Here is a 16,213-nt window from a genome sequence, read left to right as displayed (position 1 = left end):
GGCCAAGGGGAAGACGGCGGTCATGACTGCGGCGGTGGCCATCGCCGCAATGGTGCTGAGCGGTTGCGGCGGCGACAAGAAGGACGGGGTGGCGCCGCTGGTCAAGCCGGTCGTCACCACGTCCGCGGCCGCCGGTCCCTTCCAGGACCTGACGGCCGACGAGGTGCTGCGCCGCGCCGAGACGTCGATGAAGGCCGCGTCGAGCATGACCGTCGACATGTCCTTCGTCTCCGACGGCAAGCCGATGCAGATCAAGGAGGCCCTCACCGGGTCCGGCAAGTGCGCTGCCGCGATGCGGATCGAGGGCACCGCCTTCCAGATCATCGCTATCGGTACCACGGGCTATCTGAAGGCCGACGCGCACTACTGGGAGACCAAGGGCGGCAGCAAGGGCAAGGCGGTGGCCCCTCTGCTGGCGGGGAAATGGGTCAAACTGCCGCCGAAGCTCTACGCCCAGAGCGGTTTCGACATGCTGTGCACCATCAAGGGCATGATCGGCACCATGTCCTCGGACGACAACGAGGGCACCCTGGTCAAGGGCCACCCGACAGTCCTCGACGGCCGTCCCGTGCTCCCTCTCATCCACCACAAGTCCGGCGACGTCACCACGGTCTACGTCACGACCACCGGCAACCCGTACGTCGTCAAGGTCGTCACGCCCTCCGGACCCGATCGGGGGTCCGGCACCTTCGGCGGCTTCGGCAAGCCCGCCCACATAGCCGCCCCGCCGCGGTCCCAGACCGTCGACCTGAGCGCCTACACCGGACCGGACGGCGACGGCTTCTCCGTCTGAGCGTTCCGACCGACCCCTCCCGTGGTCCCAGGCCGTCCCGGCCCTGGGCTCGGGTGTCGGCGCGGGCGGCTAGCCTCACCGGTGTGGCCACCCCCCTCACCGATCCCGAGCAGCTCAAGGCGCTGCTCGGCATCCCCTTCACCCCGGAGCAGATGGCGTGCGTCACCGCGCCGCTGGCGCCGGGTGTGATCGTGGCCGGAGCCGGGTCGGGCAAGACCACGGTGATGGCGGCCCGGGTGCTGTGGCTGGTCGGCACCGGGCAGGTGGCGCCCGAGCAGGTGCTGGGCCTGACGTTCACCAACAAGGCGGCGGGGGAGCTGTCCGAGCGGGTGCGGCGGGCGCTGGCACAGGCCGGGATCGGCGGCCCCGACGCGGGCGCGGCGCCGGGCGGCGCGCCTGGTGCCTTCGCCGGTGACACCGCCGCCGACCCGCCGGGCGACCCGCAGATCTCGACGTACCACGCGTTCGCCGGGCAGCTCCTGAAGGACCACGGGCTGCGGATCGGCCTGGAGCCGAGCGCGCGGCTGCTCGCGGACGCCACCCGCTACCAGCTCGCCGCGAAGGTGCTGCGGCAGGCGCCGGGACCGTATCCGGCGCTGACCAAGGGCCTGCCGACCCTGGTCGGCGACCTGCTGGCGCTGGAGGGCGAGCTGGCCGAGCACCTGGTGCCGGTCGAGCGGCTGCGGGCGTACGACACCCGGCTCGCCGAGGAACTGGCCGACCTCGACCCGGGCAAGCGCGGCTTCGCCTGGGTGCGCGAGGTGACGCAGGCGGTACGGGCCCGGCTCGACCTCGCCGGGCTCGCCGCGGCGTACCGGGACGAGAAGCGCCGCCGCGACCTGATCGACTTCGGCGACCAGATCGCGCTGTCCGCGACGCTCGCGCAGAGCAGGGCCGAGGTCGGCGCGATCCTGCGCGACCAGTACCGGGTGGTGCTGCTCGACGAGTACCAGGACACCTCGGTGGCCCAGCGGCTGCTGCTCGCCGGGCTGTTCGGCGGCGGCACCGGGCACCCGGTGACCGCGGTCGGCGACCCCTGCCAGGCGATCTACGGCTGGCGCGGCGCCTCGGTCGCCAACCTCGACGACTTCCCCCGGCACTTCGCGTACGCCGACGGCCGCCCCGCCGACCGCTACGCGCTCAGCGAGAACCGCCGCTCCGGCGGGCGGCTGCTCGACCTCGCCAACACCCTGGCCGCCGAGCTGCGCGACCGCCACGAAGGGGTCGAGGCGCTACGGCCCGCGCCCGGGGCCGAACGCGACGGGCTGGTGCGCTGCGCCCTGCTCCCCACCCAGGACGACGAGACCGGCTGGCTCGCCGACCGGATCGCCCACCTGGTGCGCACCGGCACCCCGCCGGGCGAGATCGCCGTGCTGTGCCGTACCGCCGTGCGCTTCGCCGACATCCACGCAGCCCTCGTGGCCCGCGACATCCCCGTCGAGGTCGTCGGCCTGTCCGGGCTGCTGCACCTGCCCGAGGTCGCCGACCTGGTGGCGGTCTGCGAGGTGCTGCACGACCCGACGGCGAACGCCTCGCTGGTACGGCTGCTGACCGGCCCCCGCTGGCGGATCGGCCCCCGCGACCTGGCGCTGCTGGGCCGCCGGGCCCGCCGCCTCGTGCGGTACGGATACGGCGCGGCGCAAGACGGCGGGCAGGACCCGCTGGCGGCGGCCGTCGAGGGCGTCGACCCGGCCGAGGTCATCTCGCTCGCCGACGCCCTGGAGACCTTCCTCGACGCCGGGCACCTGGCCGCGGGGGACGGCGACGAGCTGCCGTTCTCCGCGGAGGCCCGGGTGCGCTTCGCCCGGATCGCCGCCGAGATACGGGATCTGCGCCGCGCGCTGGCCGACCCGCTGATGGACGTGCTGCACCGGGTGCTGGCGGTCACCGGCCTGGAGGTCGAACTCTCCGCCTCCCCGCACGCGCTGGCCGCCCGCCGCCGCGAGACGCTGCACTCCTTCCTCGACATCGCCGCGGGCTTCGCCGCCCTCGACGGCGAGGCCACCCTGCTGGCCTTCCTCGGCTTCCTGCACACCGCGGCGCAGTACGAGAAGGGCCTGGACAGCTCGCTGCCGGGCGGCGAGAACACCGTCAAGGTGCTCACCGCGCACAAGTCCAAGGGCCTGGAGTGGGACGTGGTCGCCGTCCCCGGCCTGGTCGCCAAGGGCTTCCCCAGCGAGCGCGGCCGCGAGCTGTGGCCCGCCAACGCCAAGGTGCTGCCGCACGGGCTGCGCGGCGACGCGGCGACGCTCCCCGAGGTGCCGGAGTGGACCAGGGCCGGGCTCGACGGCTTCCGCGACGCGATGAGGGAGCACCAGCGCGTCGAGGAACTCCGGCTCGGCTACGTCACGTTCACCCGGCCGCGCTCGCTGCTGCTCGGCTCGGGGCACTGGTGGGGGCCGACCCAGAAGAAGCCGTTCGGCCCCTCGGCGTTCCTGGAGGCGCTGCGCGAGCACTGCGAGGCGGGATTCGGCGAGATCGACCACTGGACGGAGCAGCCCGCCGAGGACGCCGTCAACCCGGCGCTGGAGACCACCGCCGACCACCCCTGGCCGCTCCCGCTGGACCCGGCCGCGCTGGACCGCCGCCGCCGCGCGGCCCGTACCGTACTGGCCCATCTGGAGGGCCCGGCCGCCGAGGCCCCTCTTGGCACCGCCCTTCCCGGCGACCACGAATTTCCCGATGACGACCCAGGCGACCCGGACGCCCCCGGGGAGCTCGTCGACCCCGACGACTGGGACGCGCTGCCCACCGAGCGCCCCGTCCCCGTACCGCACCAGAGCGCCCGCCCCCAGCGGACCGGGCCCACCGCCCCCGAGGGGGCCTCACCGGAGGAGGCGCGGCTCATCGCGTCCTGGGACCGCGACCTGACCGCGCTCAGCGGTGAGTTGCGGCGTGCCCGCGCCGGTCAGCGGGACGTGCCGCTGCCCGCCGCGCTGACCGCCACCGAGCTCATGCGGCTGGCCGCCGACCCCGACGGGCTCGCCCGCGACCTGGCGCGCCCGATGCCGCGCCGCCCGCACGCCGCCGCACGCCGCGGCACCCGCTTCCACGCCTGGGTGGAGTCCCGCCTGGACGCCCGCCCGCTGTTCGGCCCCGAGGACCTGCCCGGCGTCGAGGACGAGGACATCGCCGACGAGCACGACCTCACCGCGCTCAAGGACGCCTTCCTGCGCACCCCGTACGCCGACCGCACGCCCTACCGCGTGGAGACCGCGTTCCAGGTCACCCTCGCGGGCCGGGTCATCCGCGGCCGGATCGACGCCGTGTACCGCGACGGCGACGACGGCTACGAGATCATCGACTGGAAGACCGGTCGCGGCACCGACGCCGACCCGCTCCAGCTCGCCGTCTACCGGGTGGCCTGGTCCGAACTGCACGCCGTCCCGCTCGACCGCGTCACTGCCGCCTTCCTGCACATCCGCAGCGGCGCCCTGATCCGCCCCGACCGCCTCCCGGACCGCGCGGAGCTGGAACGCCTGCTGAGCGGCGAGTAGCCGTAGCGGCCCGGCGGACCAGGGCCGCCCCGGGCCGCCGCACCCCGCCAAGCTAGGCTGCAGGCCATGAGCTCGACCCAGGACAACGACGTCCGCGCGTACATCGCCTCGCACACCGCCCCCTTCCTCCAGGACCTGCGGGACTGGGTGCGCATCCCGTCCGTCTCGGCCGATCCCGACCGCGCCCCGGAGCTGCGCCGCAGCGCCGAGTGGCTGGTGGCGGCGCTGCGGGAGACCGGATTCCCGGTCGCCGAGGTGTGGGAGACCGACGGCGCCCCCGCGGTGTTCGCGGAGTGGCCCTCGGGCGACGAGAACGCGACGACCGTGCTGGTCTACGGCCACCACGACGTGCAGCCCGCCGCCCGCGAGGACGGCTGGGACACCGACCCCTTCGAGGCCGTCGAGCGCGACGGGCGGCTGTACGGCCGCGGCGCCGCCGACGACAAGGGCCAGGTCTTCCTGCACACCCTGGGCCTGCGCGCGCACCTGGCGGCGACCGGCCGCAGCGCCCCCGCGGTCAACGTGAAGCTGCTCATCGAGGGCGAGGAGGAGTCCGGTTCCCCGAACTTCGCCGCCCTGATCCGCGCCCACGCCGACCGGCTCGCCTGCGACACCGTGATCGTCTCGGACACCGGCATGTGGGCCGAGGACACCCCGACCGTCTGCACCGGCATGCGCGGCCTGGTGGACGGCCAGCTCGACCTGTACGGCCCCGACCAGGACATCCACTCCGGCTCCTTCGGCGGCGCGGTGCCCAACCCGGCGACCGAGGTCGCCCGGCTGGTCGCGGCGCTGCACGACGAGGACCGCAAGGTCGCCATCCCCGGCTTCTACGACGGGGTGATCGACCTCACCGCGCGCGAGCGCGAACTCCTCGCGGAGCTGCCGTTCGACGAGAAGGCGTGGCTGCGTACGGCCAAGTCGCACGCCGCGCTCGGCGAGGCGGGCCACTCCACGCTGGAGCGCGTGTGGGCCCGCCCGACCGCCGAGGTCAACGGCATCCACGGCGGCTACGGCGGCCCCGGCGGCAAGACGATCGTGCCGTCGAGCGCACAGCTGAAGTTCTCCTTCCGGCTGGTCGCGGGGCAGGACACGGCCCGGATCCAGCAGCTGTTCACCGACTGGGTGGCCGAGCGGCTGCCCGCCGGGATCCGGCACGAGATCCGCTTCTGGGGCGGCGGCACCCGCCCCTGTCTGACGCCGCTGGACCACCCCGCGCTGCGGTCACTGGTACGGGCGATGGGCCGCGCGTTCGGCCAGGAGATCCGCTTCACCCGTGAGGGTGGCTCGGGACCCGCCGCCGACCTCCAGGACGTCCTGGGTGTTCCCGTGCTGTTCCTGGGAATTTCCGTGCCGTCCGACGGTTGGCATTCGGTGAACGAGAAGGTGGAGATCGATCTGCTCTTCAAGGGCGTGGAGACGGCCGCCCACCTGTGGGGGGAGCTCGCCGAGGACTGGCGCGCCGAGCCGTGGCAACGAACGACGGGGAAGTAGGAAACAGCCTTGACCGGACTGGACGCGACGTCGCGACCGCTGGCCCTCACGCACGAGGGTGTCGACCGAGCCGCACACCACCGCCTCGACGAGGCGTGGCTGGCCGCGGCCTGGAGCCACCCGACGACCCGTGTCTTCGTGGTCTCCGGCGGCCAGGTGCTGGTCGAGGACACCGCCGACGGCGGCACGGAACTCGTCATGACCCCGGCCTTCGACGCGCCGGAGACCGAGACGCACCGCTACTTCCTCGGTATCGGTGATGACGGCGTCCGCTACTTCGCTCTGCAGAAGGACACCCTGCCGGGCCGGATGGACGAGGAGGCCCGCGCCGCGGGCCTGCGCGAGGTCGGCGGACTGCTCTCGCCGCTCCAGGCGGGCCTGATGGTGCACGCCGTCGCGCTGGAGAACTGGCAGCGCATGCACCGCTTCTGCTCGCGCTGCGGCGAGCGCACAGTCATCGCCGCGGCGGGCCACATCCGCCGCTGCCCGGCCTGCGGCGCGGAGCACTACCCGCGGACCGACCCCGCGGTGATCATGCTGGTCACCGACGAGGAGGACCGCGCGCTGCTCGGCCGCCAGGTGCACTGGCCCGAGGGCCGCTTCTCGACGCTGGCGGGCTTCGTGGAGCCCGGCGAGTCCATCGAGCATTCGGTGCGCCGCGAGGTGCTGGAGGAGGCGGGGGTCACCGTCGGCGACGTCGAGTACGTCGCCAGCCAGCCGTGGCCGTTCCCGTCCAGCCTGATGCTGGGCTTCAACGCCCGCGCCACCTCGTCGGAGATCACCGTCGACGGCGAGGAGATCAGCGAGGCCCGCTGGTTCTCCCGGGACGACCTGCGGGCCGCGTTCGAGTCCGGCGAGGTCCTGCCCCCGTTCGGCATCTCGATCGCGGCCCGGCTCATCGAACTCTGGTACGGCAAGCCCCTGCCGCGCCCGGGCTCGGTCGGCGACCGGCCGTTCGGGCAGGAGAAGTCGTAGGCGAGGCCGTACAGGTGCGTCCGGCGGCAGGTGCTACGCGCCGAGCTTCATCTTGACCTGGGCGAGCGAGGGGTTCGTCAGGGTCGAGCCGTCGGCGAAGAGGACGGTCGGGACGGTCTGGTTTCCGCCGTTGGCCTTCTCCACGAAGGTGGCGGACGCCGGGTCCTCCTCGATGTTGATCTCGGTGTACGCGATGCCCTCGCGGTCCATCTGGGTCTTCAGCCGGCGGCAGTAGCCGCACCAGGTGGTGCTGTACATGGTCACGGACATCGCTTCTTGCTCCTCGTCGCCTGGTGTAGGGGGTCCAGCGACAAGAGAACACCACAGGCGGGCGCCGCATTCCGGCGCGGGCTGTGGATAACTTTCCCGGGGTGTCGGCGGGACCTGGCAGAGTGGCGGTGTGACTGCGACAACCCACGAATCGCTCTTCCCCGCCGTGCCCGACTCCGCGGACGCGGTGCTCGCCGGGCTGGACCCCGAGCAGCGTGCCGTCGCCACGGCGCTGCACGGGCCGGTATGCGTGCTGGCCGGCGCCGGTACGGGCAAGACGCGCGCGATCACCCACCGGATCGCGTACGGGGTCCGTGCGGGCATCCTGCAGCCCGCGAGTGTGCTCGCGGTCACCTTCACGGCACGGGCGGCGGGCGAGATGCGCGGGCGGCTGCGGCAGCTCGGCGCGGGCGGGGTGCAGGCGCGGACCTTCCACTCGGCGGCGCTGCGCCAGCTCCAGTACTTCTGGCCGCGGGCCATCGGCGGCGAGATGCCGCGGCTGCTGGAGCGCAAGATCCAGCTCGTGGCGGAGGCGGGCGCCCGCTGCCGTATCCGGCTGGACCGCAACGAACTGCGGGACGTGACCGGGGAGATCGAGTGGTGCAAGGTCACCCAGACCGTGCCCGAGGAGTATCCGGCGGCAGCCGCCAAGACCGGCCGTGACGTGCCCCGGGACCCGGCCGAGGTGGCCCGGATCTACACCACGTACGAGCAGCTCAAGCGGGACCGCGGGGTGATCGACTTCGAGGACGTGCTGCTGCTCACCGTCGGCGTGCTGCAGGACCGGCCCGACGTGGCGGACACCGTCCGCTCCCAGTACCAGCACTTCGTGGTCGACGAGTACCAGGACGTCAGCCCGCTCCAGCAGCGGCTGCTGGAGCTGTGGCTGGGCGGCCGTGACGACCTGTGCGTGGTCGGTGACGCCTCGCAGACCATCTACTCCTTCACCGGCGCCACCCCCGACTTCCTGCTCGGCTTCAGGACCCGGCACCCGGACGCCACCGTGGTGAAGCTGGTCCGCGACTACCGCTCGACACCCCAGGTCGTCGGCCTCGCCAACGGCCTGCTCGCCCAGGCCAGGGGCCAGGCCGCCGCGCACCGCCTGGAGCTGATCTCGCAGCGCGAGGCGGGGCCCGAGCCCACGTACACCGAGTTCACGGACGAGCCCGCCGAGGCGGAGGGCGCCGCCCGCCGGATCAAGGACCTGATCGCCGCCGGGGTGCGGCCGAGCGAGATCGCCGTGCTGTACCGGATCAACGCCCAGTCGGAGGTCTACGAACAGGCGCTGGCCGACGCCGGGATCCCGTACCAGCTCCGCGGCGCCGAACGGTTCTTCGAGCGGCCCGAGGTGCGCGAGGCGGGGCTGCTGCTGCGGGGCGCGGCCCGCGCGGGCGGCAACTCCGACCCCGGCCTGGAGGACGCGACGGTCCCCGAGCAGGTGCGGGCGGTGCTCAGCTCGCGCGGCTGGGCCTCCGAGGCGCCCGCGGGCTCCGGCGCGGTCCGGGACCGGTGGGAGTCGCTGGCGGCCCTGGTGCGGCTGTCGGAGGACTTCGCGGCGGCGCGGCAGGGCGCCACCCTCTCGGACTTCGTGGCGGAGCTCGACGAGCGGGCCAGCGCGCAGCACGCCCCGACCGTCGAGGGCGTCACGCTGGCCTCGCTGCACGCGGCGAAGGGCCTGGAGTGGGACGCGGTGTTCCTGGTCGGCCTGACCGAGGGCACGCTGCCGATCACCTACGCCAAGACCGACGAGCAGGTCGAGGAGGAGCGGCGGCTGCTCTACGTCGGAGTGACCCGCGCCCGGCTGCACCTGTCGCTGTCGTGGGCGCTGTCCCGGTCGCCCGGTGGACGCGGCGGCCGACGTCCCTCGCGCTTCCTCGACGGCCTGCGGCCGGGTTCGGCGGCCGCTGGTGCCCGGGGCGGCGGTTCGGGCGGCAGAGGCGGCGTGGAGCGCGGCTCCGGCGGACGCAAGCGGCGCGGCCCGGTCCAGTGCCGGGTGTGCGGGCGGACGCTGTCCGAGGCGGGCGAGATCAAGTTGATGCGCTGCGAGGACTGCCCCTCCGATCTCGACGAGGCGCTGTACGAGCGGCTGCGCGCGTGGCGGATGGAGCAGGCCAAGGAGCTGGGACAGCCGGCGTACTGCGTGTTCACCGACAAGACGCTGCTGGCGATCGCCGAGGTCAGGCCGGACGACGAGGCGGGGCTGTCGGCGATCGCCGGAGTCGGCGCCCGCAAGCTGGACAAGTTCGGCGCGGACGTCCTCGCGCTGTGCGCCGGAAGGGAACCAGAGGTTCCGGAAGACGCCGAAGAATCTTCTCCAGAAGAAGCAGAAAAATAGTTTGCGCATCCCGCGGAAGTCCCCATAGCCTTCCTGAGCACGGTCAAGAACGGCTCTTCCAAGAGCCGGGGCGATCGTGATGTACTAGCAGTCCGTTCCATCAGCCACACGAGACGCCGAGAGGAGGCGAGCCAGATGATCAGCCAGATGACCACCACCAAAATGACCGATCGTTCGGTCATCGCCACCTGCCCGCTCGGTGTTTCGCTGCGTGCCACCGGTCTGTCCGCCTCCCTGCTCCTGCCGGTCGTCCCGGTGCGTGAGCGGAATGAGCGACCGATCCAGGCGCCTGCGGTAGCGGCGGCGGCGAAGACGCAGGCCTCGGCCTATGCCTTTGCGGCGGCGGCCAACGGCGCCGGCGCTGGTACCGCCAACGGCATCGATGGTGGAACCGCCAAGGGACAGCAGAAGACGCAGCAGCACGGTAAGTGGGCCTTCCGCGGGCTCGAACCCTGGAGTGATCCAGCCTGATAGCGCATCAGGTCGGCACCTCAGGGCCGCGGAATCCCAGACCGGGATCCGCGGCCCTTCTGTTTTCTCCAGACAGACACAACCGAAGACCGGCCGACCAGGCCGGACACACAGACGAGGAACGAACACCGTGCACACCGCCCCGCACGCACCGTCCGGACCCCAGCCCGACCTGAACCGCCCGCCCGCAGATCACCCGGAGACCGCCTTGCTGCCCCTGACCGAGCTCGATGACGAGATCGAGCGACTCGGCGTGCCCGTCCCGTGCCGGACCTACGACCCCGAGGTCTTCTTCGCGGAGTCCCCGGCAGACGTCGAGTACGCCAAGTCCCTCTGCCAGACCTGTCCTGTCCGTGACGCGTGCCTCGCCGGCGCCAAGGACCGCCGTGAGCCCTGGGGCGTCTGGGGTGGCGAGCTGTTCATCCAGGGCGTCGTCGTCCCCCGCAAGCGGCCCCGTGGCCGCCCGCGCAAGGACGCGCTCGCGGTATGAGCACCAAGAACACCCGCACCACGCACGCACCCGGCACCATCGACCGCCCACTCACCCACGATCCGAAGAATCAGGCTCCGATGACACCCAGCCTCAGCGAACTTCCCGCACGTACTTCCGACGCCCATGCGGCGCACCAGAACAGGAACCTCGAAATGCAACTCATGCCAGAAGCTCTGGCTCGTGCCCATATGCAACAGCGCCTGTACGAGGCCGAACACGAACGCAGGTACGTTCGGCTGGTGCGGGCGCGCAAGCTCCAGCGGCGTGCCGAGCGCGCTTCCCTGCGTGCCCGGCGGGCGCTGGCCCTCGCCGTGATGCAGTAGTCGCCAGGGCAGTGGCCCGGTGACCGCGCGACAGCGCTGACCACGACAGATACCGCGGGACCGGTCCAGAAGGACCGGTCCCGCGGTGCGTTGGGCGGCAAAGGCGACGCCTGCGGAGGTATCGTCACCCAGTGGATCAGAAGAACCCTCAGACCACGACGACGTGCGAGAGCTGCGGCACCACGCGCGAGGGGCTGCCGCTGACCTGGACCTGCTCCAAGGAGAACGGCCGCCGTGTGTACTTCTGCGACGAGTGCGCCCGGAAGCACCTGCGGAGCATCGAAGGACGCCTGGACTCCTCCTGGTGGTAGCCCGCTCGCCGGCCCGATCGGTCGGCGGGACGGCTCAGGCCGACTCGGCAGCGCCCTCCGGGTCGAAACCGGGCAGCCACTCGCGTAGTTCGTCGCGCAGCCGCACCGTCGCCCCGAGCTGGCAGAGCACCCCGACGGTGCTCAGCGTCACGCGGTGGATCAGCAGATACGACGGCGGCAGGTTGAGCTGCTTGCCCAACTGGTGCGCGGGGGAGCGCGGATCGGCGATCCGTGCCGCCTGGGTACGCATCCACGCCCGGTCGAAGGCGAACTCCTCGCACCCGGCGGGCTCGATGATCGGCCGCAGGTAGTCCAGCACCGCCTCCGAGTCCAGCGTGATCGTCGGCTTCACGAAGCCCTCCTGCCGGAGCATCGCGTGCACCTCCTCCGCCTCGCCCTCCAGTGCGAGCCGCAGCGCGGTGCCGATCGGCAGCGGCAGGCCCTCGGGCAGCCGGTCCACGGTGCCGAAGTCCAGCACGCCCAGCCGCCAGCCCTCGGCCGGGCCGTCGTCCACCAGCAGCCGGAAGTTCCCCGGGTGCGGGTCGGCGTGCAGCAGCCCGGTGCGGGCCGGACCGGCGAACAGGAAGTGCGCCAGCAGCTGCCCCGCCCGGTCGCGCATCGCCTCGTCGCCCCCGGAGATCACCTCCGACAGCGGGACGCCGTCCATCCACTCGGTGACCAGCACCTGGTCGGCCTGGTGCACTACATCGGGCACATGGATGTCCGGGTCCCCGGCGAACTCCTCCGCGTGCACCCGCTGGGCCTTCGCCTCCAGGGCGTAGTCCAGCTCCTCCGCCACCCGGTCGCGCAGCTCGGCCAGCAGCGGCTTCACGTCCATGCCAGGGATGAGCGGCCCGAAGAGCCTGGCCACCCGGCCCAGTTGGGCCAGGTCCGACAGCAGCGCGTCACCCGCCCCCGGGTACTGGACCTTCACCGCGACCTTGCGCCCGTCGCTCCACACCGCCCTGTGCACCTGGCCGATGGACGCCGCGGCGGCCGGGGTGTCGTCGAACTCGGCGAACAGCGACCGCCAGTTCCTGCCCAGCCGCTCCGCCAGCACCTTGTGCACGGTGCGGGCGGGCATCGGCGGGGCGGCCTCCTGGAGTTTGGTGAGCGCCGCCCGGTAGGGACCGGCGACGTCCTCCGGCAGGGCCGACTCGAAGACCGACAGGGCCTGGCCGAACTTCATCGCCCCGCCCTTGAGCTCCCCGAGGACCTTGAAGAGCTGCTCGGCGGTGCGTTCCTGCAGCTCGGAGGCGACCTCGTCGGCGGGTCTGCCGCCCAGGCGCTTGCCCAGCCCGAGCGTGGCCCGACCGGCGAACCCCAGGGGGAGCGCGGCCAGTTTCGCGGTCCGGGTCACAGCCTTGCGCGGAAGATCAGACATGCGCCCCTCATTTCCCGTCGGTCACATGGCCATTGTGCCCTCCCGCACTCGCGCCCCGACCCGGAGACCGTCAGTTGAAGCTCTCCCCTCCGCTTGCCCGCCGCCGGGCACCGCTACGGGCGTCCCACCCGCCCCGCCCGCCCCGTCCCGCGGGCCCGCCGGGCGCTGCCGGACCGCGGCGCCGCAGCCGCACCGGGCGTCCCCGGGAAGCGGCCGCACCCGGGTGGAGAGCCGGGCCAGCGACAGCTCCAGCCGGGCCCCGGTGCTCGGTGGCCGCCGCCCGTCGAGATGGGCCAGCGCATGGGCCGCCGCCAGCCCGGCGACCGTGGTGGCCAGCGCGATGTCGCAGGCGGGCACCGCGGGCTGCCGCCCCGACCTGAGCTGGGCGAGCATCCTCGGCCACGCCGGGTCCCGTTCCGCGAGGCCCAGCCCCAGGCACTCGCCGCAGGCGGTCCGCCCCGGCACCACCAGCGGGCCGATGACGCCCGTCCCCTCCACCACCCCGGTGTAGAGGTGCGGCACGCCCGCCGCGACCAGCCGCCGGGACTCCTCGGGGTCGGGCGCATAGGCGTCCAGCCCGTCCCGGGGCGCGAGCACCACCAGCGCGGCGCCCGGCGCGGCGCGCTCCCTGCCGGGCGCGCGGGTCCGGCGCCGCCCGCCGCACCGCGCCCCGTCCGGCCGCGTCCCGCCGGTCCCCGATGTGCTCGGCGGGGATGCCGCCAGGCCCGACGTCCCACGGCTCGACCCGCCCGCTGTCCAGCACGTCGACCGAGCCCACCCCGGCCGCCGACAGCACCGAGGCCACCGCGGCGCCCACCCGGCCCGCGCCGCGCACCCGCACCCTGGCCGTCCGCCGGTGCCGTATCCGGTCCGCGGCCCCGCCCGCGCAGGGGTGGACGACCGAGAGCGCGGCGAGGTCGGGCCGCAGCCGGTCGAGCGCGCCCGTCCGGTGCCGCACCGCCTCGGACAGGGCGCCGTGCGCCGCCGCGTCGTCCAGCACACCGCCCTCGGCGAGCAGCGCCAGCAGCCGTCTGACCTGGTCGGGAGCCAGTCCCAGCGCGCCCGCGTCCCGGGTCAGGGTGTCGGCGGACCGGGTGCCGTCGAGCAGGTCGAGGAACCCCGCCGCCGCCCCGTCGACCGGCTCCAGCACCACCGCGTGCGCGGGGTCCACCCCGAACTGCACACTCTCCCGGTCCCGCCAGCTCCGCCGCAGCGCGCTCTTGAGCATCGGCCGCATGCCCGCCACCTCCTTCGTCCCGTCGACCGCTCCGTCGACCGACCCGGCCACCCGCCGACACGCCGACCTCTCGGCCATCGGCCGGCCGCCGCCGGCTCGGCCCGATCCCATCACTCTCCGTGAGCGACAGATGCCAGCATGTCCGATTCCGAAGGTTCGGCCGGGCGGTTATCCACAGGTTGTGGGGGATAGTCGTTCAATATGCGTATGAAGCGAGGTGATTCCCATGCGAACCGGCCGGGAGACGGGACTTCCCGGACATGCAGCGGGTAACGTCGTCGGCGTGTCCGCCGATCGAGCGCGAAATCTCGCCAGTCAGTCCGCTAGCGGCCTTCGGACGAGCGCGGTGGAGGTCCGCCGCAGTGCCCGACGGAGCCGGACGGTCTCCGCGTACCGCGACGGCGATCGCACGGTCGTGCTCATCCCGGCCCGGATGTCGGCCGCGGAGGAACAGCGCTGGGTGACGGTGATGCTGGACAAGCTCGCCGCCCAGGAGAGCCGCCGGATGCCCGGCGACGACGAACTGGCCGCCCGCGCCGAGCGGCTGTCCGAGCAGTATCTGCGCGGCCGGGCCGTCCCGGACTCGGTCCGCTGGGTCACCAACCAGAACTCCCGCTGGGGCTCGTGCACCCCGTCCGAGGGCAGCATCCGCCTGTCGCACCGGCTGCAGGGCATGCCCGAGTACGTCATCGACTACGTGCTGCTGCACGAACTCGCGCACCTTCTGGTGCCGGGACACGGCCCGAGCTTCTGGCGGCTGCTGGAGAACTACCCGCGTACCGAGCGGGCCCGCGGCTTCCTGGAAGGCGTGGTCGCCGCCGACCGGCTGCCGCACCTGCCCGCGGCCCGGGAAGAATAGCCGCTGTCCGTACGACCGGTTAGCCTGTCGCCACGCACCAGCAGCAATGAGGGGATGGGGGACGGTCGCATCCATGGCCAGGGAATTCCAGCGTGGCCACAAGGCCAAGATCAGTGATCTGACGGCGGGTACGGATCTTTATGTCGGTGTGCAGATCACCGGCCCCGGCCTGACGTTCGACATCAGTTGTTTCGGGCTCGACGACAAGGAACAGCTGTCGGACGACCGTTACTTCATCTTCTTCAACCAGCCGAAGTCGCCCGAGGAGTCCCTCCAGCTTCTCGGCGCGCAGTCCGGTGACACCGAGTCGTTCCGGGTCACCCTCGACCGCGTCCCGTCCACCGTGCGCAAACTGGCCTTCACCGCCACGATCGACGGCGCCGGACAGATGTCCCAGGTCGCCCCCGGCTATCTGCGGATCGTCGCCGGCGGCGAGGAGGTCGCGCGGTACGCCTTCACCGGCGCCGAGTTCAGCACCGAGCGCGCGGTCATGCTCGCCGACATCTACCTCAAGGACGTGTGGCGCTTCGCCGCCGTCGGCCAGGGCTTCGACGGCGGCCTCGAAGCGCTGCTGCGCAACTTCGGCGGCGAGGTCGCCGAGGAGGAGCCGGCGCAGCCGGCCGCGACTCCCGGGTTCGCGCCGCCGTCCGGCGCCGCCCCCGGGTTCGCGCCGCCGCCCGGCGGACCGGCACCGGCCCCGGCGCCGTCCTTCGGCGCGCCCCCGCCCGCCCCGGCACCCGCGCCCTCCTTCGGCGCGCCCGCGGGACCGCCGCAACCCGCCGCGGCGCAGCAGGGCTTCACCCCGCCGCCCGGCAACCAGTCGATCCACCAGGCGCCGACCATGATCGCGCCGCTGGCGCCGCCCGGACAGCAGGGGCCGCCCGCCCCGCCGCCGTTCGGCCAGGTCCCGCCGCCTGGCGCGCCCCCCGGCGCCCCCGGCTACCCGCAGCCCCCGGGCTACCCCCAGCCGCAGTTCGGCCAGGTCCCAGGACAGGTACCGGGCCAGGTCCCCGGTCAGGCGCCGGGCCAGACGCCAGGGCAGGCACCCGGCCAGTTCCCCGGCCAGCCGCAGGGTTACGGCCAGCCGCCCGCCCCCGCGCAGGGCGGCGGTCTCGCCGTCGGCATGCAGAAGTACCGGGAGACGCCGACCGGCCAGCGCTGGACGCAGCAGAACCCCAAGATGATGCGCGCCGACCTCGGCCAGGGCAACGGCCAGCCCGTACTCGCCCGCCAGGGCAGCATGGTGCTCTACCAGGGCAAAGTCGATTTCGGCTACAAGGGTGCCGGTTTCACCGGCCGGATCATCGGCAACGCCACCGGCCAGGAGATGCAGCTCATGCGCTGCACCGGCGGCGGTCAGGTCTTCTTCGCCGAGAACGCCGCCTATCTGCACCCCATCGAACTCCAGGGCGACGCCTTGTGCGTCTCCGCGGAGAATGTGCTGGCGTTCGACGAGAGCCTCCAGCACGAGGTGCGCAGGATCGAGGGCCACGGCATCCCCGGCGGCGCCCTGTTCACCATGCAGTTCCAGGGCACCGGCACCGTCATCGTGAAGACCCACGGCACCCCTGTGGTGCTGCCGGTCACCCCCACCACCTACGCCGACAGCAACGCGATCGTCGCCTGGTCGGCCGCCGCCCAGGTGATCATCTCCAGCCAGGTGCGGCTGCGCAGGAGCGCCTATCCGGGCCACAGCGGCGAGACCGTGAACCTCCAGTTCCGCGGTGCTCCCGGCAACTTCATCGTCGTCCAGCCCTACGAGGTGTGACCC

Annotated in this window: 14 protein-coding genes and 1 pseudogene; 11 read left to right on the top strand and 4 right to left on the bottom strand. The window is 73.1% G+C overall.

The genetic code is table 11. From position 1 onward, the window contains the following. Positions 1–22 precede the first annotated feature (22 nt). From AB0M29_RS32820 to nudC, 4 genes are all read left to right on the top strand, one after another. The gene (locus AB0M29_RS32820; RefSeq protein ID WP_365389373.1) at positions 23–793 is read left to right on the top strand and encodes a hypothetical protein; all 771 of its coding nucleotides are present in this window, start codon (positions 23–25) and stop codon (positions 791–793) included. Between the two features lie 83 nt (positions 794–876). Then, positions 877–4,290, top strand: a complete 3,414-nt coding sequence (locus AB0M29_RS32815; RefSeq protein ID WP_365389371.1) for an ATP-dependent DNA helicase — start codon at positions 877–879, stop codon at positions 4,288–4,290. Positions 4,291–4,356: 66 nt separating this feature from the next. Next, positions 4,357–5,784, top strand: a complete 1,428-nt coding sequence (locus tag AB0M29_RS32810) for a M20/M25/M40 family metallo-hydrolase (protein WP_365389369.1) — start codon at positions 4,357–4,359, stop codon at positions 5,782–5,784. 9 nt (positions 5,785–5,793) lie between these two features. Beyond that, positions 5,794–6,759, top strand: coding sequence for an NAD(+) diphosphatase (gene nudC, locus AB0M29_RS32805; protein ID WP_365389367.1), 966 nt, complete (start codon positions 5,794–5,796; stop codon positions 6,757–6,759). A gap of 33 nt (positions 6,760–6,792) precedes the next feature. Here nudC and AB0M29_RS32800 read toward each other — a convergent pair whose 3' ends face one another. Continuing rightward, complete coding sequence (locus AB0M29_RS32800; RefSeq protein WP_365389365.1) at positions 6,793–7,029, bottom strand: mycoredoxin; 237 nt, start codon at positions 7,027–7,029, stop codon at positions 6,793–6,795. 130 nt (positions 7,030–7,159) lie between these two features. Here AB0M29_RS32800 and AB0M29_RS32795 point away from each other — a divergent pair, with 130 nt between their 5' ends. From AB0M29_RS32795 to AB0M29_RS32775, 5 genes are all read left to right on the top strand, one after another. Next, positions 7,160–9,364 carry an ATP-dependent DNA helicase UvrD2 gene (locus AB0M29_RS32795; protein ID WP_365389363.1) on the top strand — a complete coding sequence of 735 codons (2,205 nt, stop codon included), beginning with the start codon at positions 7,160–7,162 and terminating at the stop codon, positions 9,362–9,364. Positions 9,365–9,499: 135 nt separating this feature from the next. Then, positions 9,500–9,835 carry a hypothetical protein gene (locus tag AB0M29_RS32790; protein ID WP_365389361.1) on the top strand — a complete coding sequence of 112 codons (336 nt, stop codon included), beginning with the start codon at positions 9,500–9,502 and terminating at the stop codon, positions 9,833–9,835. A gap of 172 nt (positions 9,836–10,007) precedes the next feature. Continuing rightward, positions 10,008–10,325, top strand: coding sequence for a WhiB family transcriptional regulator (locus AB0M29_RS32785; protein ID WP_365389408.1), 318 nt, complete (start codon positions 10,008–10,010; stop codon positions 10,323–10,325). Next, positions 10,322–10,651, top strand: coding sequence for a hypothetical protein (locus AB0M29_RS32780; protein ID WP_365389358.1), 330 nt, complete (start codon positions 10,322–10,324; stop codon positions 10,649–10,651). Before AB0M29_RS32785 ends, AB0M29_RS32780 begins: the two co-directional genes overlap by 4 nt. 131 nt (positions 10,652–10,782) lie before the next feature. After that, positions 10,783–10,962 carry a hypothetical protein gene (locus AB0M29_RS32775; RefSeq protein ID WP_365389355.1) on the top strand — a complete coding sequence of 60 codons (180 nt, stop codon included), beginning with the start codon at positions 10,783–10,785 and terminating at the stop codon, positions 10,960–10,962. A 34-nt stretch (positions 10,963–10,996) separates the two neighbouring features. Here AB0M29_RS32775 and AB0M29_RS32770 read toward each other — a convergent pair whose 3' ends face one another. The 3 genes and pseudogenes from AB0M29_RS32770 to AB0M29_RS32760 all read right to left on the bottom strand — a co-directional run. After that, complete coding sequence (locus tag AB0M29_RS32770) at positions 10,997–12,346, bottom strand: AarF/ABC1/UbiB kinase family protein (RefSeq protein ID WP_365389352.1); 1,350 nt, start codon at positions 12,344–12,346, stop codon at positions 10,997–10,999. Positions 12,347–12,367: 21 nt separating this feature from the next. Beyond that, positions 12,368–12,946, bottom strand: a complete 579-nt coding sequence (locus AB0M29_RS32765; RefSeq protein ID WP_365389348.1) for a TOMM precursor leader peptide-binding protein — start codon at positions 12,944–12,946, stop codon at positions 12,368–12,370. 103 nt (positions 12,947–13,049) lie between these two features. After that, a pseudogene (locus AB0M29_RS32760) lies at positions 13,050–13,574 on the bottom strand (ThiF family adenylyltransferase); the annotation flags it as partial. A 292-nt stretch (positions 13,575–13,866) separates the two neighbouring features. On the opposite strand from AB0M29_RS32760, the gene AB0M29_RS32755 reads away from it, so the two are divergent. Both AB0M29_RS32755 and AB0M29_RS32750 read left to right on the top strand, forming a co-directional pair. Further along, positions 13,867–14,442 (top strand): M48 family metallopeptidase, encoded by a 576-nt coding sequence (locus tag AB0M29_RS32755; protein WP_365389345.1) that lies wholly within the window; start codon positions 13,867–13,869, stop codon positions 14,440–14,442. Between the two features lie 73 nt (positions 14,443–14,515). Then, positions 14,516–16,210: a TerD family protein gene (locus AB0M29_RS32750; RefSeq protein ID WP_365389342.1), complete on the top strand. Its 1,695-nt coding sequence runs from the start codon at positions 14,516–14,518 to the stop codon at positions 16,208–16,210. Positions 16,211–16,213: the final 3 nt, after the last annotated feature.

This window comes from Streptomyces sp. NPDC051976 (assembly GCF_040680795.1).
GTDB lineage: Bacteria > Actinomycetota > Actinomycetes > Streptomycetales > Streptomycetaceae > Actinacidiphila.
The sequence above is the reverse complement of the archived record's forward strand: the minus strand, read 5'-3'. Positions and strand labels throughout refer to the sequence as shown.

Coding starts and splice junctions, on each gene's coding strand:
- AB0M29_RS32820 (WP_365389373.1), top strand. CDS start 23: ATGACTGCGGCGGTGGCCATCGCCGCAATGGTGCTGAGCGGTTGCGGC.
- AB0M29_RS32790 (WP_365389361.1), top strand. CDS start 9,500: ATGATCAGCCAGATGACCACCACCAAAATGACCGATCGTTCGGTCATC.
- AB0M29_RS32810 (WP_365389369.1), top strand. CDS start 4,357: ATGAGCTCGACCCAGGACAACGACGTCCGCGCGTACATCGCCTCGCAC.
- AB0M29_RS32800 (WP_365389365.1), bottom strand. CDS start 7,029: ATGTCCGTGACCATGTACAGCACCACCTGGTGCGGCTACTGCCGCCGG.
- AB0M29_RS32770 (WP_365389352.1), bottom strand. CDS start 12,346: ATGTCTGATCTTCCGCGCAAGGCTGTGACCCGGACCGCGAAACTGGCC.
- AB0M29_RS32780 (WP_365389358.1), top strand. CDS start 10,322: ATGAGCACCAAGAACACCCGCACCACGCACGCACCCGGCACCATCGAC.
- AB0M29_RS32750 (WP_365389342.1), top strand. CDS start 14,516: ATGGCCAGGGAATTCCAGCGTGGCCACAAGGCCAAGATCAGTGATCTG.